Genomic DNA, 21,079 nt, shown 5'->3' with positions numbered 1-21,079 from the left:
GCGGCGCCCCGTGGCGAGCCTGAGTCCGAACCGGACCTTCGGAGGAGCGCGATGACACCGGCCCAGCAAGAGGTTTCGCCGTTCGGCGGCGTGCAATTCGACTTTCACGGCCGGGTCGCGGTCGTCACCGGAGCAACCGGCGGAATCGGCGGCGCCATCGCCGACCGGTTCGCCCAAGCGGGCGCGAACCTGGTGGTGCACGGGCGGCGCGCCGACGTGCTCGACGACGTCGTGGCGCGAATCCGCGAGCAGGGCCGCGACGCGGTCGCCGTCACCGGCAACATCCGCGACCCGCGGACTGCCGCCGAAATCGCCGCCGCGGCCGAGGAGCGCTTCGGCCGGGTGGACATTCTGGTCAACAACGCGGGCGGCAACTTCGGCACCCGGCTCGAAGAACTGTCGGTCAACGCCTGGAACGCGATGCTGGAAGCAAATCTCAGCGGAGCGTTCCACCTCGCGAAGGCTTGTCTCCCCGCGTTCCGGCGCCAGGGCGGCGGCGCGGTGGTCAACGTCGGTTCGGCGTCGGCCGGGCACGCGCATCCGCTGCGCGGCCCGTACGCGGCGGCGAAAGCCGGTCTCGCGTCGCTCACCCGCACGATGGCGTGGGAATGGGCCGACGCGAACGTCCGCGTCAACTGCCTCGAACCCGGCGCGGTGGTCACCGCCGCGTCCCGGTTCGCCGACGGGGACGTCGAAGCCCGGGTTGCCCGATTCGTCGCGATGAACCGGCTCGGCTGCCCCGAGGACATCGCGTCGGTGTGCCTGTTCCTGTGCTCGGCGGGCGCGGCGTACCTGACCGGCCAGACCGTGACCGTGAACGGCGGCCCGCACACCGCCACCCCCGCCGACATCGACCTCGTACGCGCCCCGCTCGACTTCCGGGAGGAACAATGAGCCCATCGATCGTCGCGGACTACTCGGCGATGGAACACGCCGTCTTCGCCGAACGACGGAAGCGCCGCTCGCGGGTCCGGCTGCGGGTGTGGACGATCCGGATCGCCGTCGCGGTCGTGATCGTCGGCGGCTGGTACTTCGCCGCGCGCCAGGGCCTGGTCAACCCGCTGTTCGTGTCCTCGCCCGACGAGGTCGCGAAAGGACTCGTGACCCAGCTCGGCGAAGGCGCGTTCTGGACGGACGTGTCCGCGACCTTCAGCGGCGCGCTCGTCGGCCTGGCGGCGGGCGGGCTGCTCGGCATCGTGACCGGGGTGGTGTTCTCGCGCTCAGAGGTCCTCGAACGCGCGGCGACGCCGTTCCTGACGCTCGCCAACAGCCTGCCCCGGCCCGCGCTCGCGCCGATCTTCATCCTGTGGTTCGGCCTCGGCTTCGCGCCGAAAGCGCTCGTCGCGGGCAGCGTCGTGTACTTCGTCCTGCTCACCTCGACGCTCGCCGCCCTGCGCGGAATCGACCACGACGTGCTGCAGCTGACCCGATCGCTGTCGATGTCGCCGGTCCAGCGGTTCCTGAAGATCGAACTGCCGTCCGCGCTGCCGAGCATCGTGGGAGCGCTGCGCCTGGGCGCGGTGTACGCGGTGCTCGGCGCGGTGCTGTCGGAGATGGTCGGCGCGTATTACGGCCTCGGCCAGCGGCTCGTGGTGCTCACCGGCAACTTCAAGGTCGCCGAATCGTTCGCGGTGCTGCTGTTCATGGGGGTCATGTCGATGGTGCTCGACTACGCGATCAAGGGGCTGGAGCACCTGGTCGCGAGCCGGTCGCGGTGAGTGCGCCGCTGCTGGTCACCGGGGGTTCGGCCGGCATCGGCGCCCGGCTGGTCTCGTCGCTCGCGGCGGACCGGCCGGTCGTCGTCCTCGACCAGGCCGCACCCGCCGCACCGGTGCCCGGCGTGCGTTACCTCGCCGCCGACATCACCGACCCCGACAGCCTGACCGACCTCCCCGCGCCACTGTCCGGATTAGTCCATTGTGCCGGAATCTGCCGCACCGGACCGTTCCTGGACATGCCCGCCCGCGACTGGACCCGGGTCCTCGAGGTGAACCTGCACGGCACGCTCGCCGTCGTGCAAGCCTGCGCTCCGTCGATCACCGACGGCGGGCGGATCGTGCTCTTCTCCTCCGGCACCGCGTTCAAGGGCCCGGCCGGATTGGCGGCCTACGCGGCCGCCAAAGCCGGAGTGATCGGTTTCGCCAAGTCAATGGCCGCCGAACTCGGCGCGCGCGGCATCACCGTGAACGTCGTCGCCCCCGGGCTGGTCGCCACCGCGTTGTCCGAAGACCTGCTGCCCGCGGAACCGGCCACCATCGCCGCCAGGGCGATCCAGCGGCCGTCCACTGTGGACGATTACGTCGAACCAGTGCGATTCCTGTTGTCGGACGGAGCGGCCTTCGTAACCGGCCAAACCCTCGTCGTCGACGGCGGCGCGTACAAACACTGACCCCACAAGAAAGCCCGCTCCCCGGCCGAAACCGAGGGAGCGGGCTTTCCGCGCTCACAACGTCACATTCAATTCCTTCAAGCTGAAAAACGCCCGATCGTCCCGATAGGACAGATGCGTCACCTCCGGGTCCACCAGCTTCATCTCCGGGAACCGCGCGAAGATCCGCGGCAGCACGACCCGCAGTTCCATCCTCGCCAGGTTCTGCCCGACGCACTGGTGCGGCCCGAAACTGAACGCCAGATGCTGCGGCCGCTCGACCGGGATCTCGAAATCCTCCCACGTCGTGCGCGCGTATTTGCTCTCGTCGTGGTTCGCCGACCAGATCGACGCGACCACTCCCTCGCCCTTGCGGAAGGTGTGCCCGCCGATCGTGATGTCCTCGGTCGCCGCGCGGCGCGGGCCCATCCGGGCAACCGAGTGCACGCGCAGCAATTCCTCGATCGCGACGTCCCACGTGCGTTCCCCGGACCGCAGCAGCGCGAGCTGGTCCGGTCGGCGGAGCAGGGTGTAGATCGACAACCCGATCATCCCGGCCGTCGTGTCGTGGCCGCCGATGATCAGGATCGTGATCAGCGCGGCGAGCTGGTCGCGGGTGATCCCGCCCGCTTCGTACTGCTCGCGGATGATGTGGCTGAGCAGGTCGTCGGCCGGGTTGGCCTCCTTCAGCGCGGCGTATTCGAGCCCGAGCGCGCGGAATTCCTCGACCGTCCGGTACATCTCCTCCTGCGACAGCGACAGCGTCGTCTGCCGTTCGGTCAGGTCGAAGAACCGCGGCGCGTCCTCGATCGGGATGCCCAGCATCCGCGTGATCACCGTGGTCGGAATGGCCAGCGCGAACTGCGACACCAGATCCGCCTCGCCCGAGCCCGCGGCGAGCGCGTCGAGGTGCCGGTCCACGATCTCCTCGACCTGCGGGCGGTAGCTCTCGACCGCACGCGGCGTGAAGTACTTGACCACGCACCGGCGCAGCGTCGTGTGCAGCGGCGGGTCCTGCCGGATCATGCTGTCGGCCACCAGCGGATGGTCCGAGCCGGGCAGGCCGCGCACCGGGAAGCCCGGCGTGTGCGGGTTCGCGCTGAACCGGGTGTCGGACAGGATCGCCTTCACGTCGTCGAACTTGGTCGCGAGCCACGACGTCTTCCCGCCGCCGAGACCGACCTCGCTGATCGGGCAGCCCGACCGCAGGTCGCCGAAGTACGGCGGGTCGTCCAGCGGCCGCTCCGGGGCCGGGTCCAGCGACAGCTCCCGCAGGTGCGGGCAGCCCTCCTGCGATGCGGCGGTGGTGCGCTCTTCCACGGGGTCTCCTTGCTGCTGAGCGATGGGCGCGCGTTCCGGCCATCATCGCCTCGCCGCCCCGTCCGCGGAAGGCGTCGCGCGCTGGCGCACCGATCGGGACCGGCTATCGCACCCGGGCAGGCGCGATAGCGATCCGCCATCACCGGTCCACGGTTCGCGGCATTCCCGGGACCCGCCGCGACCGGCCACACTCGCCGCACCACGAGCCGTGCTTCCGACCCGGCCGCCGGGCACGAACGAAGGGAAGACGCTTGACCGAGAACGCGACCCGGACCGCGATCGCCGGGCTGGCCGCCGCCGGCGCCCCGGTCGTCCCCGAGCCCGAAGCCAAGGACCTGCTGCGCGACGCCGGAATCACCGTGCCGCGCGGCAGCGCCCACGCTGATCCGCTGATCGCCGCGCAGGGGCTGGACGGCGATCTGGTCCTCAAGGCGGTGTCGCCGACGCTGGTGCACAAGTCCGACGCGGGTGGCGTCCGAATCGGACTCTCTCGCGACGACCTGCCCGCCGAAGCCGCCGCGATGACCGCCGCGCTCGCCGCGCACGGCCACCGGATCGACCGGTTCCTGGTCGAGGAAAAGGCCGGCGCGGGCCACGAGGTGATCGTCGGCGCGGTGCGGACGCCCGGCGTCGGCTGGGTGGTGATGCTCGGCCTCGGCGGCATCTTTGTCGAGGTGTTCGCCGACGTCGCCTTCGGCATCGCCCCGCTGACCGCCGCGGACGTCCACGCGATGCTGTCCGAACTGAAGGGCGCGGCGCTGCTTCGCGGTGCGCGTGGCGGAACCGCTGCCGACCTCGACGCGCTGGTGGACTTGGTTCTGCGGGTCAACGGCTTGCTCGCCTCCCTGCCGCCGGAGGTCGTCGAGGTCGATCTGAACCCGGTCATCGTGACCGCCGACCAAGCCGTCGCCGTCGATGCCCGGCTGGTCCTGTCCGAAATAGACGAAACACCCCTCGGCGAGACCCGCACCGCGCGCACCGACTTCGGACGCCTGTTCCGCCCGCGCACGATCGCCGTGCTGGGAGCGAGCGCGACCGGCACGAACCTCGCCAACCGGTATCTGACCGGCCTGCGGCGTTCCAGCTTCGACGGCACTGTCCTGCCGATCCACCCCTCCGCCACCGAGATCGAGGGACTGCCCGCCTTCGCGTCGCTGCGAGAAACCGGCCAGCCCGTGGACTACGCCTTCGTCGCCCTCCCCGCGAAAATCGTCCCCGACGCGCTGGCCGCCGAACCCGGGACGCTCGCGTTCGCCCAGGTCGTCAGCAGCGGTTTCGGCGAGGTTCCCGAAGGCGTCGAACTCGAACGCGACCTCGTCGCCCGGATGTCCGCCCAAGGCACCCGGCTGCTCGGCCCGAACTGCCTCGGCCTGCACAGTTCCGCCGCTCGGATCAGCTTCATCCCGGAACCGCCGCTGTCCCCCGGCGGGATCGCGGTGGTGTCGCAAAGCGGCGGCCTGAGCGTCGACATCCTTCGTCTCGGCGCGGCGCGCGACCTCGCGTTCCACAGCGTCACCAGCATCGGCAATTCGTCCGATGTGGACGCCGCGGAACTGGTCGAGCATCTGCTGGGCGAACCGGACGTCGAGGTCGTCGGGCTGTACCTGGAATCGCTCGCGGCCGGTCGGGAAATCCTGGACCTGCTGGCGCGGCGGGGAATCAGCAAGCCGATCGTGCTGCTCGCCGGCGGACGCACCGCCGCCGGTTCGCGCGCGGCGACCAGCCACACTGGCGCGCTCACCGGAAACCACCGGCTGTGGCCCGCATTGTGCCGTCAAGCCGGGATCGCGCTGACCGAATCCCTGGAAGAATTCCTCGACGTACTGCTGGCTTTCGACACCGTCCGGCTGGACGGGCCGCCGCCCGCCACGCGCGACGCGGTCCTCTTCGGCAACGGCGGCGGCGCGAGCGTGCTGGCGACGGATGCGTTGGCCCGCTACGGATTCTCCGTCCCGACCTTGCCGGACCGCACCGTCGCGCGGCTCGAAGCGCTCGGGCTGCCGCCCGGCAACGGGCTGGCCAACCCGATCGACACCCCGGCGGGCACCCTCGCGGTGGACGGCGGCGCCATCGCCGGACGGCTGCTGTCCCTCGTTCTCGACGAGGCACCGCCCGCGGTCCTCATCACGCACCTCAACGTCGGCATCATCCAGCGAAATCTCGCCGATACTCACGGCGACGTCACCGGCACGATCATCCGCGGCATCGCCGGACTGCCCGCTGGCACGCAGCAGTTCCTCGTGCTCAAGGGCGACGGCCGCGCGGACATGGCCGACGCGATCGCCGGCTACACCCGCCAAGCGCACCGGCTCGGCCTGCCGGTGTTCGGCACCGTCGAGGAAGCCGGACGGGTCGCCCGCTCGCTGCTCGACTTCCAGGAACGCCGCCTGAACGACCGGAAAGGCCAGCCATGACCATCGATCACGAACTCCGCCACAAAGAACGGCGCGCACATGCCCTCGCGATGGGCGGAGAACGCAAACTCGCCGCCCGGGCCGAACGCGGCGAACTGAACGCCCGCGAACGCGTCGCCCGGCTCTTCGACGAGGATTCCTTTCGCGAAACGGGCCTCTTCGCCACCTCGAACGTCGACGCGGATCAGCACGTGACCCCCGCCGACGGCAAGGTCACCGGCACCGGTCGCGTCGAAGGCCGCCGCGCGGGAGTGATCGCCTACGACTTCACTGTGAAGGGCGCGTCGTCCGGCGCGGTCAGCAACAAGAAAATGGGCCACCTCAAGGAACTCACCGCCCGCACCGGAATCCCGCTGGTCTACCTCGCCGAATCCACTGGCGTGCGGATGCCCGACGTCATGGGCGGCACCGGGCTCGGCAACGCCAACGATCGCACCCGGTTTCTCCGCCGCCGCACCAATCCGTGGGTCTCGGCCGCCTTCGGCTACTCGTTCGGCTCAGCCGCGTGGCACACCGTCAGTTCGGATTTCGCGGTGCTGCGCAAGGGCGCGGTCATGGCGGTGTCGAGCCCGCAGCTCGTAAGCCGAGCGACCGGACAGCAGGTCGACGGCCAGGATCTCGGCGGCTGGAAACTGCATTCCGAGATCACCGGGTTCGCCGACGCGGTCGCCGGCACCGACGAGGAAGCGATCGACCTGCTGCGCCGGTTCCTGAGCTACCTGCCCGCGCACAACGGCGAAGCGCCGCCGGTCGCGCCGGTGCCCGCGGGCTCGGCCGGACGCGGCTCCCAGCTGCACTCGATCGTCCCGCCGGAACGCACGAAGGTGTATGACGTGCGCAAGGTCATCGAGGTGGTCGCGGACCTCGGCAGCGTGTTCCCGATCAAGGAACGCTACGGCAAATCGCTGGTCACCTCGCTGTGCCGGATCAACGGCCAGTCGGTCGGGATCATCGCGAACAACCCGATGTTCAAGGGCGGCGCGATCGACGCGGCGGCGTGCGCCAAGGCGACGAGCTTCATCGTGCTGTGCGATTCCTACAACATCCCGCTCGTGTTCCTGGTCGATCAGCCGGGCTTCCTCATCGGACTGGACGGGGAGCGCGGCGGCATCGTCGGCAAGGTCATCAACTGGATGAACGCCCTGTCCCTGGCGACCGTGCCGAAGGTGACGGTGATGCTGCGCAAGAACTACGGCCAGGGCTACGTGAACATGGGCGGCGCGTGGACGACCGACGCGATGGCCGCGTGGTGGACCGCCGAAGTCAGCTTCATGGACCCGCGCTCGGCGGTCGGCGTGGTGCACGGGATCGACCAGGCGACCGACCCGGAACTCTACGAACGCCGGCTGGCCGAAATGGCCAAGGACTCGACCGGGTACGACGTCGCCCGCGTGTACGGCGTGCAGGACGTCATCGATCCGGCCGACACCCGCGAGTTCATCCTCGGCGCACTGGAAGACAACGCGCTGAGCCGCACCGGCGGCGTCGGCGAGCACCTTCTCAGCACCTGGCCCACGAGCTACTAGGCGGATCGGATGAACCAGCCCTTCCCCCGGCGGCTTCTCGTCGCCAACCGCGGCGAGATCGCCCGCCGGATCATCGCCACCGCGCGGCGGCTCGGCGTCGAAACAGTCGCCGTCCACCACCAGGTCGACGCCGGGCTCCCCGGGGTCGCCGAAGCCGATCTCGCCCGGGAAATCACCGGCGAACCGCCTGTCGCGGCTTACCTCGACATCGAGCAGATCGTCCGCGTGGCAACGGAAACCGGTGCCGACGCGGTCCACCCCGGCTACGGTTTCCTCGCCGAGAACGCCGATTTCGCCCGCGCTGTCGAAGCGGCCGGACTGACCTGGGTCGGCCCCTCCCCCGACGCGATCACCGCGATGGGCGACAAAGTCGAAGCACGCAATCGGGTCGCTGCCGCGGGTGTTCCGGTCAGCGGCGGGGCCGGGGCGGCGTTGTCCGATGTGGACGAAGCGGTCCGCGAGGCCGAACGGATCGGTTACCCGGTCATGGTCAAGGCTTCCGGAGGCGGAGGCGGCATCGGCATGACCATCGCCCGCGACGCCGACGCCGTGCGCAAGGAATTCGCGCGCACGCAAGCGATCGCGGCCCGCAGCTTCGGCTCCGACCGGGTGTTCCTCGAACGGTTCGTCGAATCGGCGCGGCACATCGAGGTCCAGGTGCTCGGGCTCGACGACGGCACGATCCTGACACTCGGCGAGCGCGACTGTTCGGTGCAGCGCCGCAACCAGAAACTAGTGGAGGAAGCACCCGCACTCGGCCTCGATCCCGTTGTGCGGCAACGGTTGCACGACGCTGCGGTCAACGCGGCCAGCGCCGTCGGCTACCGCAACGCGGGCACGGTCGAGTTCTTAGTGGACGCCCGGACGCAGGAGTTCGTCTTCCTGGAAATGAACACCCGGATCCAGGTCGAGCACCCGGTGACCGAGCTGATCCACGGCGTCGACCTGGTCGAGCAGCAGCTGAGCATCGCCGCGATCGGCTCCGTCACGCCCGGCTTCGCACCGCGGCAGCACGGGCACGCGATCGAATTCCGGCTCTGCGCCGAGGATCCGGCCCGGTTCTTCCCGAGCCCCGGCCCGATCGAGGAATGGGAAGAACCTTGCGGCGACGGCATCCGCGTCGATTCCGGCTACCGGGCCGGTCTCGCGGTCACCCCGCATTTCGACTCGCTGATCGCCAAGATCTGCGTCTTCGGCGAGAACCGGGAAGCAGCGCTCGAACGCGCGAGAGAAGCACTCGACGGATTCGCGGTCGGACCGCTTCGCACCAATCTGCCGTTTTTGCGCGACCTGGTGGACCGGCCGGAATTCACCGGCGGCGGATACGACACCGGCATCGTCGCGGCCGTCACCAGCCGTCCCGCGGCGTCGACACGGAGGTAGCACTGTGCCCGAAACCATCAACGCCGACATGGGCGCCAGCGTCTGGAAAGTCCTGGTCGCCGCGGGCGACGCGGTCGAGCCCGACACCACCGTGGTGGTGCTCGAATCGATGAAAATGGAAATCCCGGTGCTGGCCGAATACGCCGGGTCGGTGACCGCCGTGCACGTCGCGGAGGGGGTGACGGTGCAGGCGGGCGATCCGCTCGTGGACATCGAAGAGCCGTAAGGAAAACCCCACCATCGCAGGGAAAGGGCGGGCAATGAAGCTCACCGTGGACGCGGGCAAATGCTGTGGCTCCGGGCAGTGTGTCCTGGCCGCGCCGGAATTCTTCGACCAGGACGACGACGGCATCGTGGTCCTGCTGGCCGACGAGGCAGGCGACGACGCGGCCGGGGACGTCGAGGAGGCCGTGTTCTCCTGCCCCACCGCGGCCATCGAGATCGTCGGGCGCTGAGACCGTGCCCCCGATCCGCCGCGTCGTGATCGCCGGAGCCGGGCAGGGCGGCGTGCACACCGCCGCCTCCCTGCGCCGGCTCGGCTACGACGGCGACCTCACCCTCGTCAGCGCCGAGCCCTCGCTGCCGTATCAACGGCCGCCGCTGTCGAAAACGTTCCTCCGCGACCCGGATCCGGCGCACATCGACTTCCACGACGCGGCGCACTATTCCACTCTGGACACCCGGCTCGTCCTCGGCGATCCGGTGACCACTGTGGACCGTCCGAACCAGACACTCAGCCTGCGCTCCGGCGAAACCGTGCGCTACGACCATCTCGTCCTGGCCACCGGCTCCCGGCCGCGCCGGATCACCGATCTGGCGCACCTGCGCAACGTCTTCCACCTGCACGACCGGGACTCTTCGGCGGCACTGGGCGAACAGTTGCGCGAAGGCCGGTCGATGCTGCTGGCAGGCGGCGGTTTCATCGGCTTGGAGATCGCGAGCGCCGCCGCCGATCTGGGGTGCGCGGTCACTGTCGTGGAGCAACTGCCGTCGATCCTCGCGCACGCGGTCCCGACGCAGGTCAGCGATTTCCTGCTGGACCGGCACCGCGCCCGCGGCGTCCGGTTCCGGCTCGGCCGCTCCGTGGTCGCGTTCACGACCGACGGCGACCGGCTCGCCTCCGTGACCACCGATGACGGGTCCGAGATCGCCGCGGACGTCGTGGTCGTCGGTATCGGCTCGGTCCCGTGCACCGAACTGGCCGCGCATGCCGGCCTGAAAGTGGACGACGGCGTCGTCGCCGACACCCGGCTGCACACCTCGGACCCGCACATCAGCGCCATCGGCGATTGCGTCCGGTTCCCCTTGGCCGGCCGCCCAGTCCGGCTCACGTCCGTCCAGCACGCCATGGACTCGGCGCTGCACGTCGCCAAGCAGATCACCGGCCGCGACGCCCCGTACCGCCCGGTGCCCTGGTTCTGGACCGACCAGGCCGGGGTGAAGGTGCAGATGGCCGGCGCGCCCCGCGCCGAACACGACCGCACCGAATTCGTCGCGGGCCCGTCCGACGCGGCCTTCGCCGTGCGGTCCTTCCTCGGCGACCGGTTCGTCGGCGGCGTGACGGTCGGGATGCCCCGCGAGCACCTGGCCATGCGGCGCGAACTAGCCGCCTCCTGACCTCCTCCGTCGCAGCCCCGCGTTGCCAGAGAAAGGAAAACCCCCGCCATGCGTTTCCCAGAATCGGCTCCCGCCAGCCGTCGCACCGTGCTCCGAATGGCCGGGGCTTCCCTGCTCGCCGCCGGCGCCGGCGGTCTGCTCGCCGCCTGCGGCGACGGCCCCTCCTCGGCCACCACCGGCGACGCCAAGGGCGCGGCCGCGCGGCCGACCCCGTTCCGCGTCGCCACCGCTCCCGGCGACAACTACTTCATCGACGCGGTCAACCTCGACCAGAAGCAGTTCGGCAAGTACAACCTCCAGGTCCCGAAGTTCCTGCACCCGTCCAGCGGCGTGCAGGGCATGCAGTTGCAGACGGCGGGCCAGATCGACGGGCAGATGCAGGACACGCTGCTCACGATGGCGACGTTCGCCAACTCCCGGCCGGGCGAGCGGCCGGTGATCATCGGCATGCGGATCCCGGAGACGACGTACTCGATCGTCGTCGGCAAGGGCTCGTGGCCGTCCGCCTCGGCGAGTTTCGCGGACAAAATGGCCGCGCTGAAAGGCAAAACGATCGGCGTCACCGCGATCGGCGCGGGCGCGGACAAGCAGCTGCGGCTCGCGCTGCGCCAGGCCGGCCTCTCCGACGGCGACGTCACCCCGCTCGCGGTCGGCCAGACGACGCCCGCGATCGCGCAGATGAACGCGGGCAAGATCGACGCGTACGTCGGCATCACCTTCGCCACCGCGCGGCTGATGGCCGAGCAGACCGGCGGCCGGGTCCTGATCGATTTCGCCGCCGCCGGGGTGCCGGACCTGCTGAGCAAACAGCAGGTCGACGTGCTGATCGCCCGCGAGGACTACGCGAAGTCCCACGCGGACGCGTGCCGAGCCTGGCTGGCGGCGCAATGGGCGGCCAAGGACTGGATCCTGGCCAACCAGGATCAGGCCGCGGACCTGCTCAACACCGACAGCTTCGACGGGAAAGGCCTGGCCGTCTCGAAGCAGTACATCCAGCACTTCGCCGAAGTCGTCGTGCCGAAGCTGCAGCCGCAGTGGAAGGTGACCAAGGAGGCGATCGACCTGATGATCAAGGTCGCGATCCAGACCGGCGCGGTGTCCGCCGGGCAGGTCGCCTACGAAACGTTGGTCGCGGACTTCGCCCGGGCCTGACTCCGCGGTCTGTGAAAGGGCGCCTTGAGGAATTCCCTCAAGGCGCCCTTTTCGTCACAGTGCGGAAAGGATGTCGTTGACCCGATCCTTGGCGTCGCCGAAGAGCATCGCGGAGTTCTCCCGGAAGAACAGCGGGTTCTGCACGCCCGCGTACCCGGAAGCCATGGACCGCTTGAACACGATCACGTTCTCCGCTTCCCACACCGTCAGCACCGGCATGCCCGCGATCGGGCTGCCCGGGTCCTCGGCCGCGGCCGGGTTGACCGTGTCGTTCGCGCCGATCACCAGCACCACGTCGGTGTCGGCGAAATCGTCGTTGATCTCGTCCAGCTCCAGCACGATGTCGTACGGAACCTTCGCCTCGGCGAGCAGCACGTTCATGTGGCCCGGGAGGCGTCCGGCGACGGGGTGGATGCCGAAGCGCACCTCGATGCCCTTGTCCCGCAGCTTCCGGGTCAGCTCAGCCACGCCGTACTGGGCTTGCGCGACCGCCATCCCGTACCCGGGCGTGATGATCACCCGCGACGCACCGGTGAGGAGCTCAGCCGCGCCTTCCGCGGTGATTTCCCGGTGCTCGCCGTAATCCTTGTCCCCGCTCGGCCCGGCCTCGATGCCGAAACCGCCCGCGATGACGGAGATGAACGAGCGGTTCATCGCCTTGCACATGATGTAGGACAGGTACGCACCGGACGAGCCCACCAATGCGCCGGTGATGATCAGCAGGTCGTTCTCCAGCAGGAAGCCCGACGCCGCCGCGGCCCAACCGCTGTAGCTGTTCAGCATGGACACGACCACCGGCATGTCGCCGCCGCCGATCGAGGCGACCAGGTGCCACCCCAGCGCCAGCGCCAGCACGGTGACCACGACCAGCAGCCACAGGTGCGGACTGACCACGAACCACGCGGTGAACGCCACGAACAGCACCAGCGCGCCGAGGTTGAGGAAGTTCTTGCCCGGCAGCATCAACGGCGCGGACTTCATCTTCGCCGACAGCTTCAGGTTCGCCACGATCGACCCGGTGAACGTCACCGCACCGATGAACACGCCGATGAACACCTCGGCGTGGTGAATCCCCAACGTCCCCAGCGCTTCCAGATGCCGCGCCTCGGCGCCGGAAGGGTCGCATTCCACCTGGAGGTACCCGTTCCAGCCCACCAGAACGGCGGCGAGACCGACGAACGAATGCAGCAGGGCGATCAGCTCGGGCATCCCGGTCATCTCGACCACCGCCGCCCGGCGCAGCCCGATCCCGGCGCCGATCACCATCGCGATGATCATCAACGCGATCGAGGTGCCGGTGATCTCCCCGGACACCGCTTGGGCGATGGTCGCGATCAGCGCGACGATCATGCCGGCGATGCCGAAATAGTTGCCGACTCGCGCGGTTTCGTGCCGGGACAGCCCGGCCAGCGCGAGAATGAACAACAGCCCGGCCACGATGTAAGCGGCCTGGCTCGCAGTGTGCACAGTCATCTGAAGAAGGCCTCTCAGGTCAGCTGCGGGAGAACATGGCGAGCATCCGGCGGGTCACCGCGAACCCGCCGAAAATGTTGATCGTCGCCAGCAAGGTCGCCACCGCCGCCAGCACCACGACCACCGTGTTGCCGCTGACCAGATTCAGCAGAGCGCCCACGACGATGATCCCGGAAATCGCGTTCGTCACCGACATCAACGGCGTGTGCAACGCGTGATGCACGTGCCCGATCACGTAATAGCCGATCACGATCGCCAGCGCGAACACCGTCAAATGCGGCAACAGGGCCGCCGGAGCCAACGCCGCCAGCAGCAGGAACACCGCCGCGATCCCCAGCACCACACCCAGCCGACGCCCCGAGGACATCGGCTCCTTCTTCGCCTCCTCTTTCTTCTCCGGCGCCGCCGCCGGTTTCTGCGGAGCGGCCGAGACTTGCACCGGCGGTGGCGGCCACGTCAGCTCGCCGTTCTTCACCACCGTGATCGACCGGACCACCACGTCCTCGAAGTCGACGACCAGCTGGCCGTCCTTCTCCGGCGTCATCAGCTTCATCAAGTTCACCAAGTTGGTGCCGTACAGCTGCGACGCCTGCGCCGGAAGCCGGCCCGCGAGATCCGTGTAGCCGAGGATCGTCACCCCGTTGTCCGTGACGACCTTCTCGCCCGCCACCGAACCCTCGACGTTCCCGCCGTTCGCCGCGGCCATGTCCACAATGACCGAACCGGCCTTCATCGACGCCACCATCTCGCCGGTGATGATCCGCGGCGCCGGACGGCCCGGGATCAACGCCGTCGTGACGATGATGTCGACCTCGCGGCACTGCGTCGCGTACAGCTCAGCCTCGCGCGCCTTGTAATCGTCGCCCATTTCCTTGGCGTAGCCCGTGGCGGAGACTTCGGCGTTCGGGTCCTCGATGGACAGATACTCCCCGCCCAGGCTCTTCACCTGATCGGCGACTTCCGGCCGCGGGTCGGTCGCCCGCACGATCGCCCCGAGGCTCCCGGCCGCGCCGATCGCCGCCAACCCGGCGACACCCGCGCCCACGACGAGGACCTTCGCCGGGTTGACCTTGCCCGCCGCAGTCACCTGCCCGGTGAAGAACCGCCCGAACGTGTGCGCCGCTTCCACCACCGCGCGGTAGCCGGCGATGTTCGCCATCGAGGACAGCACGTCCAGCGACTGCGCCCGGCTGATCCGCGGCACCGCGTCCATCGCCAACGCCGTGATCGGCCGCTTCGCCAGATCCTCCACCAACTCCGGCTTCAACGCCGGAGCCAGCAGACTCACCACCGCCGCGCCCGGCTTCACCGCGTCCAACTGCTCGGAAGAGGGAGCGTTCACCCCGAACACGACGTCCGCGTCCGCGATCGACCCGGACGTCGCGCCCGCGTCCGCATAGGCTTCGTCGAAGAACCCCGACGCCAGCCCCGCCCCCGGCTCCACAGTGACCTCATAGCCCAGCCCGCGCAGCTTGCCCACCGTCTCCGGGGTCGCCGCGACGCGCGTCTCCCCCGGTTGTGCCTCCTTGAGCACCCCGATCAGCATGCTGTCTCCTTCCCGCTCGTTCGCGGAAGATCCGCCGGCCGGGCCTGACGGCGTTTTGGGTCGCCACCTGGTCCGACTTCGCCCGCTTCAGGTACAGATGCGCTGGATACTCCCATGCCGCCGGGCCTCCGGCAGCCAACCGGAGGCCCTTTTTCGACGGCGAGTGCGACGAGATCACGGTCATAGCCGTGGGCTATCGCGGCCCCCGCCGGAAGAGCGTCGCCTCCGTGCCACACGGGCCGCCACGCACGTCCCGAGCCGGGAAACCGCCGACTACCCGCCTGAACCGCCCCCGCCCCTCTCCTGGCGGTTCCCTCCCGCGTCGCCCGCCGCTCCGCCCCGGCCGTGACCGCGGAATCGATCGCCTGATCGATCACGACGTCCACAGTGATGTCCGCCACTTGACAAACGGCTTCCGCACGTCAGCCGACTCAATGGCGCAACCCGCTGCTCCGCTCGGAGCCAGCCGTCACGTAACGGGTCAGCATGGCCACCAGCTCGTCCTCGAAAGCGGCCAAGTCGAGCGGCTCCGGTCCGGCGATCATCTTGTGCACGAGCAGTTCCACGGTGTTCACCACGATCCGCGCCGCCAGGTCCACATTGGACACGTCCGCTTCCGGCTCGAGCAGGCCGCGCACGTACGCGACCCGCTCCTCCTCGTACCGCGCGACCTGCTCCAGCAACTCCGCCGAACGCGGGGCTTGCTCGGCCATCACGCGGAACAACTGCGGATCGTCGAGGTGGTTCTGGATCGCGACGTGCACGAGTTCGCGAAGCGCAGCGTCCAGGGTGTCCGGCGGCCCAGCCGTTTCCCTGTGGCGGCGCAGGGTTTCCGCCCCGGCGTCGAGATGCCGCGAGGCCAGCGCGACGAGGATGGCGTCTTTGTTCGGGTAGTACTGATACAGCGACCCGATCGACACCCTCGCCCGCTCCGCGATCCGATTCGTAGTGCCCGCCGCGTACCCCATCTCAGCGAACACCCGCGCGGCGGCCGCGAGGATGCGCTGCCGGGTCAACTCGCCCCGGATCTGGCGGGGCTCCTTGCGCGGCTGCAGCTGCTTTCCGGGCATCGGGCCTCCTCCGGGGGTGAGCTTTTGCTCATAATAGGCCGGTGAGCAGGGTTGATGCCGGGATTGCGGTGGGTTCCCGAGGGATGGGACTGGGGATTGCTGCTGTCTCGCGTTGGTGCCGCGTCTGACTGAGTTACCTTGTGTCGGCGAGGGCCAGACCCGATGCAAGGACCTGATCCGTCTGGTGGCCCGCTGCGCACGCGAATCCCCCGCCCGCGGCTCGCCGGCCAGATGAATCCCCGGACGGATCCAGCTGCCCAGCCCACTCGACCGGCGCGCTCCGGCAAACCAGGCCTGTCGCCTCTGCTCAGGCAGACCTTCCGGCGCGTCCGGGCCGCTTCGCCCACCTCGCCGAATCGCCACTCCCCACCAACCTCGGCCCGCCTCTCGGCGCGACGTCGAATCGCCGCTCCCGCCAACTTCGCCCCGCCCCTCGGCAACAGGCCGAACCGCCACTCCCCGCCAACTTCGCCCCGCCCCCTCCGCGTGACGTCGAATCGCCACTCCCGCCAACCCCGGCCCGGCCCAGAACACGAGCCGGGCCGAGGTTCGGTCAGCGGCCGAGGCCGGGCAGCGGAGCCGTTCCCTCCTCCCGCACCGCCTGCAACGCACGCGGGTCCAGGTTCAGCAGCCGCAGGATCGTCGGCGCGATCTGGGTCGTCTCGACCGCCGCCGGGATCCGCGCCCCGTGCCCGCCGCTGACCACCAGCGGGACCGCGCGGTCGTCCGCCGCCGCGCCGCCGTGTTCGGCGATTTTCGAGTGGCCGCCGGTGTACACGACGCCGTGCTGGGCGATGCCGACCAGATCCGGCACCCGCGGGTCGCCCGGGCGCACCTGGAAGTAGCGGGCGGCGTCGGTTCCGGCGTAGACCGTCGTCAGGCCCGCGTGCGTGAACGGTTTCGGCGCGCCGGTGCTGCCGTTTCCGGTACCGGACTGCGCCAGCAGGTACTGCCGCGCGAACTCGGCTGCCTCCGGCGAGCGGTCGGTGAACCACAGCAGCATCGCGTCATCGTCGGTCGATTGGGCGACCAGATCGGGCGCGCCGGGATGCGCGGCCCGCCAGGCGGCGTTCAGCCCGGAGAGCAGCGGGGCGTCGTCGATGCGGGTCAGCGCGGACGGGTCGATCGGCGACTGGCCGTGTTTCGCGGAGAGGATCACGGTCGTCGAGCGGTCGAGGTGCCGGTTTCGCAGTTCGGCGGTGAACCCGCCCACCTGCCGGTCGACAAAGTCCAAAGCGGACTGCAGCACCGGACCTGGCGTGCCGTCCGGACGGTATCCGCCCGGCTGGCCGCCGGAGAGCGGAAGCTTCTGCGCGGTCGAAACGGACTGGAAGTTCATGCCGAACACCCCGGGCGTACCGGCGCGAGTCTGTCCACTGTGGTCGAAGCCGTCGATCTCGTTCAGCACGGCTTTGGCTTTGTAGCCGTCATAACGCTGGGTCGCGGAGTTGTCCTTCGTCCAGTCGCTGGAGCTGGGAGCCTTGCTGTTGATCTCCGGAGTGAAGAGGTCGTCGATGCCGCTCCCGGACGGGCCGCTGAGCATTTCGTACGCCGGGTGCTTGTCCGACCACGCGGTGCGCAACCCGGCCTGCCGTGCGACCTCGAACACGGTGTTCACTCGCAGATATTGGTGCGGGTAAACAGGTTTGCACGTCTTCGGGTCAACGGGCAACGCGGCCGGGTTGATCAGCGAACGCGGGTTTCCGGTCATCGCGAGCACGCCGTCGGGCAGGTTCGGCAGCCCCTGCCCGGCGTCGATGGCGTTCATGTTGCGGTCAAGATCCTCGGTGTAGTCCACTGTGGACCCCGGCTTGACGCCGGCGCAGGACGTCGTGCCCGCCGGGAGCAAAGCCCGGTTGTAGGTGGCGTCGTAGTAGATCCCGGTGCTCGCGGGGTTGCCGCCGGTCACCTGCGCGACCATGCCGGGGAACGAATCCGACGGCACCGGCGTGTTCGCGTGCGCGTACTCGGTGCCGTGCGCCGCGAGCGCGGCCAGCGCGGACCCGGGATGGGTGCGCGTGTACCAGTCCAGGTCCGACTGATGGAGGCCGTCAACCGAAAGCAACAACACGTGCTCGGTGCGCACCGGCGCGGCCAGCGCGGGCACAGCCGCCGCGACAGTACCGGCCGCGGCCATCGCCGCCACGGCACGCCAACGAATTCTCGACACAGGAGTCCTCCTAGTCCCTGCCGCCCGACACGGCGACCGGCGTATTCCAGGCCGCGCACAAAGACAAGGGAAAACCGCCGGAGAAACAGCAGATGAACGCTATCTCCGGACTGCCGCACAGATTTCCGTACCGGGAAGGAAACCGTTCTTCGGCACAGCGGACGCAATTCGCCTGATTCGTCCACCAGAGCGGATACCCGGCAGGCACTCGCCGAAGTGCTTGCGTTCTGCCAGCACTTGTGGTCTCCTGGAAGTGCTTGCAGATCAAAACCACTACGAAGGGACCGGTCATGATCCGTCGAGTGCTCGCCCAGTGCACCGTCTCCGACCTCGCCCGAGCCGAGGCGTGGTACGCGGCCCTGTTCGACCGCGGCCCGGACGCCCGCCCGATGCCCGGCCTGCTCGAATGGCATCTCGGCGACACGTTCGGACTTCAGGTGTGGTCCGAACCCGCCCGAGCCGGACAATCGACGGTCGTCCTGGACGAAACGGACCTCGACGCAGCCGCCGCCCACGCCACGAAGGCCGGCGCCACCCACGACGGCCCACAACCCGGAGGCGGCGCGCGCATCCTGCCGCTCACGGACCCGGACGGAAACCGCGTGGTCTTCATCGGGAAGTGATTCCTGCGGCGGGCAATTTCGGCGAGCCTGGCGGAATACGGTCATTCCGGACCGGATGGCGAAAGTCTCCGGCAGCACATCTGCCGAAGGCCCCGCGCAACACCGCGCGCCTCAGGTTCGCTCGTCGCAGCATTCGCAACGACCGCCCAGCCGAAGACCGCGTTCCCGCACCACACCGAGTCGCCAGGCCCGCACGACAGAGACTCGCCCGGGACCGGTCGCCACCGACGACCGCGCCCCGTTCCGGACCGCCGAGGCCTGCAGCGCCGGAAGACGGAAGACCCGCACCGAGCCGCATTGTCCAACCGCCAGGGGGCGCGGCCTCGCTCACCAAGCAGTCACCACGGCCGCCCTACCCAAGACCCCATCTCCAGACCGGGTTGACCGCTCAACCCGGAGCGGCCTAGTCTCGCGGCTAGAGCGATCACTCTAGTCGCGAGACCCGAGGGAGGGCCGATGCCGCGCGTGGAACTGTCCGCCGGGCCGATCGACTACACCGACACCGGCGGGGCCGGCCCGGCGCTGGTGTTCGGGCACGGGTTTCCCATGTCCGGCACGCAATGGCGCAAGGTCGTCCCGCTGCTGACCGGCTACCGCTGCATCCTGCCCACTCTTCCGCTCGGCGCCCACCTCGCACCGATGCGGGCCGACGCTGATCTCACGCAGTTCGGGGTCGCCCGGCTGCTCGGCGAATTCCTCGACGCGCTCGACCTCCACGACGCGACAATCGTGCTCAACGACTGGGGCGGCGGCCAATTCCTCGTCGCCGACGGCATGGCACCCGCCGAGCACGTCGCGCGGGTCGGGCGGCTCGCGTTGGTCGCCTGCGAGGCCTTCGACAACTTCCCGCCCAAGCCCGCGCGTCCGGCGGTCAAACTGCTCCGGCTCCCGGGCGGGCCGTGGCTGCACGCGCAAGTCACCCGGACGTCCTTCTACCGGCACGCCAAAGCGGCCTACGGCGGAATGTGCGAAAGCCGCATCCCGGACGACATTCTCGACGGCTGGTTCGCCCCGGCGTTGCGGGACAAGGAAATCCGCCGGGACCTGGTTAAATTCGCCACCGGCAGCCCGCCGCGGCGGGAACTGCTCGCCTGGACCGAGCGGCTGCGGGCATTCGATCGGCCGGTCCTCGTCGTCTGGGCGGGCCAGGACCGGATGATGCCCGCCGACCACGGGCGGCGGCTCGCCGAACTCTTCCCGGACGGCCGGCTGGTCGAAATCCCGGACAGCGGCACGCTGATCCCGGAGGATCAGCCCGACCGGCTGGCCAAGGAGCTGACCGCGTTCCTCACCGAAACCGGAGCCGCGCCAGCGTAAACGCGGTGAGAACGGGCAACGGCTCCCGGGAACATACGAATGCGGATCCCGGAAAGCCTGCCAACGAATCGACCACGGAGCGGCCCGAAACCGGAGCCAAGCCCGGCGAGATCACGCACCAGCGCACCGCTCCACCGCCGCGATCCCGGGCAGCTGAACGCGGTTGCCCGAGCACCGCACTCAAGCCGAAACAGTCAACGGAAACCGCACTCCGGTCAGCTCCTCAGACACTGTCCACAAGCGACGCGCGACCTCCTCGTCCCGCGCTTTCGCCGACCGCCCAACGAGTTTCGGCGCGCCGCGGTTCTGCAGGAAACCACGAGGCCCGGCATAGCTGTTCCCGGGAACATCCGCCAACGCGGCATAAAGCGTCGGCCGCGCCCCCTCTTCCGAATTCTGCGCCACCAGTCGAATACCGGCCTTGGCCAACGAGGACAACACCGGCGTCTCGACCTTCAACAGATTCGTCGCCGCCGTCCCAGGATGCGCCGCCGTCGCCAGCACCGGCGAACCGACTTCAGTCAGCCGCCGCTGAAGCTCAGCGGTGAACAGCAGGTTCGCGAGCTTCGACTGCCCGTAAGCCGCCACCGCCCGATACGGCTTGCGCTCCCAATTCAGATCGGCGAAATCGATGGCGCCCACCCGGTGCCCGTTCGACGAAACCGTCACCACCCGGCCCCGGATCCGCGGCAAAAGCAGGTTCGTGAGCGCGAAATGGCCGAGATGATTGGTCCCGAACTGCGATTCGAACCCGTCCGCCGTGCGCGACAGCGGCGGGATCATGATGCCGGCGTTGTTGATCAGCAGGTCGATCGGCTCGGCGAACTCCGCGGCGAACGCGCGGACCGACGCCAGATCGGCGAGGTCGAGCTGCCGGACTTCGACGTCGCCGGGCAGTTCCGCGGCAGCCTCGCGACCGCTGCGCAGGTTGCGCACCGCGAGCACCACCCGCGCGCCCTTGGCTGCCAGCGCCGCCGCTGTCGCGCGGCCTAATCCGCTGTTCGCACCGGTGATCACGGCGGTGCGGCCGGTCTGGTTTTCCGCGATAGGGTCCATGCCTCCAAAGTAGGCACCAGCAACAATGTTGTCAACGGAAACAT

18 protein-coding genes are annotated in these 21,079 nt (G+C 69.4%); 12 read left to right on the top strand and 6 right to left on the bottom strand.

Features of this window, described 5'->3' with window-relative positions:
• The first annotated feature begins 51 nt into the window (after positions 1–51).
• The 3 genes from ABD156_RS40355 to ABD156_RS40345 are packed head-to-tail and all read left to right on the top strand — an operon-like array spanning position 52 to position 2,389.
• Entirely contained in the window at positions 52–894 is an 843-nt protein-coding gene (locus tag ABD156_RS40355; RefSeq protein WP_344286315.1) for an SDR family NAD(P)-dependent oxidoreductase, read from the top strand.
• Positions 891–1,718 (top strand): ABC transporter permease, encoded by an 828-nt coding sequence (locus tag ABD156_RS40350; protein ID WP_344286314.1) that lies wholly within the window; start codon positions 891–893, stop codon positions 1,716–1,718. Before ABD156_RS40355 ends, ABD156_RS40350 begins: the two co-directional genes overlap by 4 nt.
• On the top strand, positions 1,715–2,389 hold the full coding sequence (locus tag ABD156_RS40345) for an SDR family NAD(P)-dependent oxidoreductase (RefSeq protein ID WP_344286313.1): 675 nt from the start codon (positions 1,715–1,717) through the stop codon (positions 2,387–2,389). The genes ABD156_RS40350 and ABD156_RS40345 overlap by 4 nt, the downstream gene beginning before the upstream one ends.
• A gap of 54 nt (positions 2,390–2,443) precedes the next feature.
• Here ABD156_RS40345 and ABD156_RS40340 read toward each other — a convergent pair whose 3' ends face one another.
• The gene (locus ABD156_RS40340) at positions 2,444–3,688 is read right to left on the bottom strand and encodes a cytochrome P450 (RefSeq protein WP_344286312.1); all 1,245 of its coding nucleotides are present in this window, start codon (positions 3,686–3,688) and stop codon (positions 2,444–2,446) included.
• Positions 3,689–3,939: 251 nt separating this feature from the next.
• On the opposite strand from ABD156_RS40340, the gene ABD156_RS40335 reads away from it, so the two are divergent.
• From ABD156_RS40335 to ABD156_RS40305, 7 genes are all read left to right on the top strand, one after another.
• Positions 3,940–6,102, top strand: a complete 2,163-nt coding sequence (locus ABD156_RS40335) for an acetate--CoA ligase family protein (RefSeq protein ID WP_344286311.1) — start codon at positions 3,940–3,942, stop codon at positions 6,100–6,102.
• Positions 6,099–7,628, top strand: coding sequence for an acyl-CoA carboxylase subunit beta (locus ABD156_RS40330; protein ID WP_344286310.1), 1,530 nt, complete (start codon positions 6,099–6,101; stop codon positions 7,626–7,628). The genes ABD156_RS40335 and ABD156_RS40330 overlap by 4 nt, the downstream gene beginning before the upstream one ends.
• A gap of 9 nt (positions 7,629–7,637) precedes the next feature.
• The gene (locus ABD156_RS40325) at positions 7,638–9,011 is read left to right on the top strand and encodes an acetyl-CoA carboxylase biotin carboxylase subunit (protein WP_344286309.1); all 1,374 of its coding nucleotides are present in this window, start codon (positions 7,638–7,640) and stop codon (positions 9,009–9,011) included.
• Positions 9,012–9,015: 4 nt separating this feature from the next.
• Positions 9,016–9,237, top strand: coding sequence for a biotin/lipoyl-binding carrier protein (locus ABD156_RS40320; RefSeq protein WP_344286308.1), 222 nt, complete (start codon positions 9,016–9,018; stop codon positions 9,235–9,237).
• Positions 9,238–9,271: 34 nt separating this feature from the next.
• Positions 9,272–9,466 carry a ferredoxin gene (locus tag ABD156_RS40315; protein WP_344286307.1) on the top strand — a complete coding sequence of 65 codons (195 nt, stop codon included), beginning with the start codon at positions 9,272–9,274 and terminating at the stop codon, positions 9,464–9,466.
• A gap of 4 nt (positions 9,467–9,470) precedes the next feature.
• Positions 9,471–10,628, top strand: coding sequence for an NAD(P)/FAD-dependent oxidoreductase (locus ABD156_RS40310; protein WP_344286306.1), 1,158 nt, complete (start codon positions 9,471–9,473; stop codon positions 10,626–10,628).
• 96 nt (positions 10,629–10,724) lie between these two features.
• Entirely contained in the window at positions 10,725–11,780 is a 1,056-nt protein-coding gene (locus ABD156_RS40305) for an ABC transporter substrate-binding protein (protein ID WP_344286305.1), read from the top strand.
• A 54-nt stretch (positions 11,781–11,834) separates the two neighbouring features.
• Here the strand turns inward: ABD156_RS40305 and pntB are convergent, their stop codons facing one another.
• The 4 genes from pntB to ABD156_RS40285 form a co-directional block, all read right to left on the bottom strand.
• On the bottom strand, positions 11,835–13,253 hold the full coding sequence (gene pntB, locus ABD156_RS40300) for a Re/Si-specific NAD(P)(+) transhydrogenase subunit beta (RefSeq protein ID WP_344286304.1): 1,419 nt from the start codon (positions 13,251–13,253) through the stop codon (positions 11,835–11,837).
• A gap of 19 nt (positions 13,254–13,272) precedes the next feature.
• The gene (locus ABD156_RS40295; protein WP_344286303.1) at positions 13,273–14,799 is read right to left on the bottom strand and encodes a Re/Si-specific NAD(P)(+) transhydrogenase subunit alpha; all 1,527 of its coding nucleotides are present in this window, start codon (positions 14,797–14,799) and stop codon (positions 13,273–13,275) included.
• Between the two features lie 431 nt (positions 14,800–15,230).
• Positions 15,231–15,869 carry a TetR/AcrR family transcriptional regulator gene (locus tag ABD156_RS40290; RefSeq protein WP_344286302.1) on the bottom strand — a complete coding sequence of 213 codons (639 nt, stop codon included), beginning with the start codon at positions 15,867–15,869 and terminating at the stop codon, positions 15,231–15,233.
• Between the two features lie 553 nt (positions 15,870–16,422).
• Positions 16,423–18,006 carry an alkaline phosphatase family protein gene (locus tag ABD156_RS40285; protein WP_344286588.1) on the bottom strand — a complete coding sequence of 528 codons (1,584 nt, stop codon included), beginning with the start codon at positions 18,004–18,006 and terminating at the stop codon, positions 16,423–16,425.
• Positions 18,007–18,329: 323 nt separating this feature from the next.
• Here ABD156_RS40285 and ABD156_RS40280 point away from each other — a divergent pair, with 323 nt between their 5' ends.
• Both ABD156_RS40280 and ABD156_RS40275 read left to right on the top strand, forming a co-directional pair.
• On the top strand, positions 18,330–18,662 hold the full coding sequence (locus ABD156_RS40280; protein WP_344286301.1) for a VOC family protein: 333 nt from the start codon (positions 18,330–18,332) through the stop codon (positions 18,660–18,662).
• A 456-nt stretch (positions 18,663–19,118) separates the two neighbouring features.
• A complete protein-coding gene (locus ABD156_RS40275; protein WP_344286300.1) occupies positions 19,119–19,979 on the top strand; it encodes an alpha/beta fold hydrolase in 861 nt (286 codons plus the stop codon).
• Between the two features lie 180 nt (positions 19,980–20,159).
• Here ABD156_RS40275 and ABD156_RS40270 read toward each other — a convergent pair whose 3' ends face one another.
• Positions 20,160–21,035 (bottom strand): oxidoreductase, encoded by an 876-nt coding sequence (locus ABD156_RS40270; protein ID WP_344286299.1) that lies wholly within the window; start codon positions 21,033–21,035, stop codon positions 20,160–20,162.
• Between the last annotated feature and the right edge of the window lie 44 nt (positions 21,036–21,079).

It is taken from the genome of Amycolatopsis albidoflavus (genome assembly GCF_039525725.1).
Taxonomy (GTDB): domain Bacteria; phylum Actinomycetota; class Actinomycetes; order Mycobacteriales; family Pseudonocardiaceae; genus Amycolatopsis; species Amycolatopsis albidoflava.
Note: the sequence above shows the minus strand (reverse complement) of the source record. Positions and strands in the feature narration are given on the sequence as shown.

Excerpts from the sequence above, each read along its gene's own strand:
- ABD156_RS40290 (WP_344286302.1), bottom strand. The coding sequence starts at position 15,869 with ATGCCCGGAAAGCAGCTGCAGCCGCGCAAGGAGCCCCGCCAGATCCGG.
- ABD156_RS40325 (WP_344286309.1), top strand. The coding sequence starts at position 7,638 with ATGAACCAGCCCTTCCCCCGGCGGCTTCTCGTCGCCAACCGCGGCGAG.
- ABD156_RS40330 (WP_344286310.1), top strand. The coding sequence starts at position 6,099 with ATGACCATCGATCACGAACTCCGCCACAAAGAACGGCGCGCACATGCC.
- ABD156_RS40275 (WP_344286300.1), top strand. The coding sequence starts at position 19,119 with ATGCCGCGCGTGGAACTGTCCGCCGGGCCGATCGACTACACCGACACC.
- ABD156_RS40285 (WP_344286588.1), bottom strand. The coding sequence starts at position 18,006 with ATGGCCGCGGCCGGTACTGTCGCGGCGGCTGTGCCCGCGCTGGCCGCG.
- ABD156_RS40315 (WP_344286307.1), top strand. The coding sequence starts at position 9,272 with ATGAAGCTCACCGTGGACGCGGGCAAATGCTGTGGCTCCGGGCAGTGT.
- ABD156_RS40295 (WP_344286303.1), bottom strand. The coding sequence starts at position 14,799 with ATGCTGATCGGGGTGCTCAAGGAGGCACAACCGGGGGAGACGCGCGTC.
- ABD156_RS40280 (WP_344286301.1), top strand. The coding sequence starts at position 18,330 with ATGATCCGTCGAGTGCTCGCCCAGTGCACCGTCTCCGACCTCGCCCGA.
- ABD156_RS40350 (WP_344286314.1), top strand. The coding sequence starts at position 891 with ATGAGCCCATCGATCGTCGCGGACTACTCGGCGATGGAACACGCCGTC.
- ABD156_RS40355 (WP_344286315.1), top strand. The coding sequence starts at position 52 with ATGACACCGGCCCAGCAAGAGGTTTCGCCGTTCGGCGGCGTGCAATTC.
- pntB (WP_344286304.1), bottom strand. The coding sequence starts at position 13,253 with ATGACTGTGCACACTGCGAGCCAGGCCGCTTACATCGTGGCCGGGCTG.
- ABD156_RS40305 (WP_344286305.1), top strand. The coding sequence starts at position 10,725 with ATGGCCGGGGCTTCCCTGCTCGCCGCCGGCGCCGGCGGTCTGCTCGCC.
- ABD156_RS40270 (WP_344286299.1), bottom strand. The coding sequence starts at position 21,035 with ATGGACCCTATCGCGGAAAACCAGACCGGCCGCACCGCCGTGATCACC.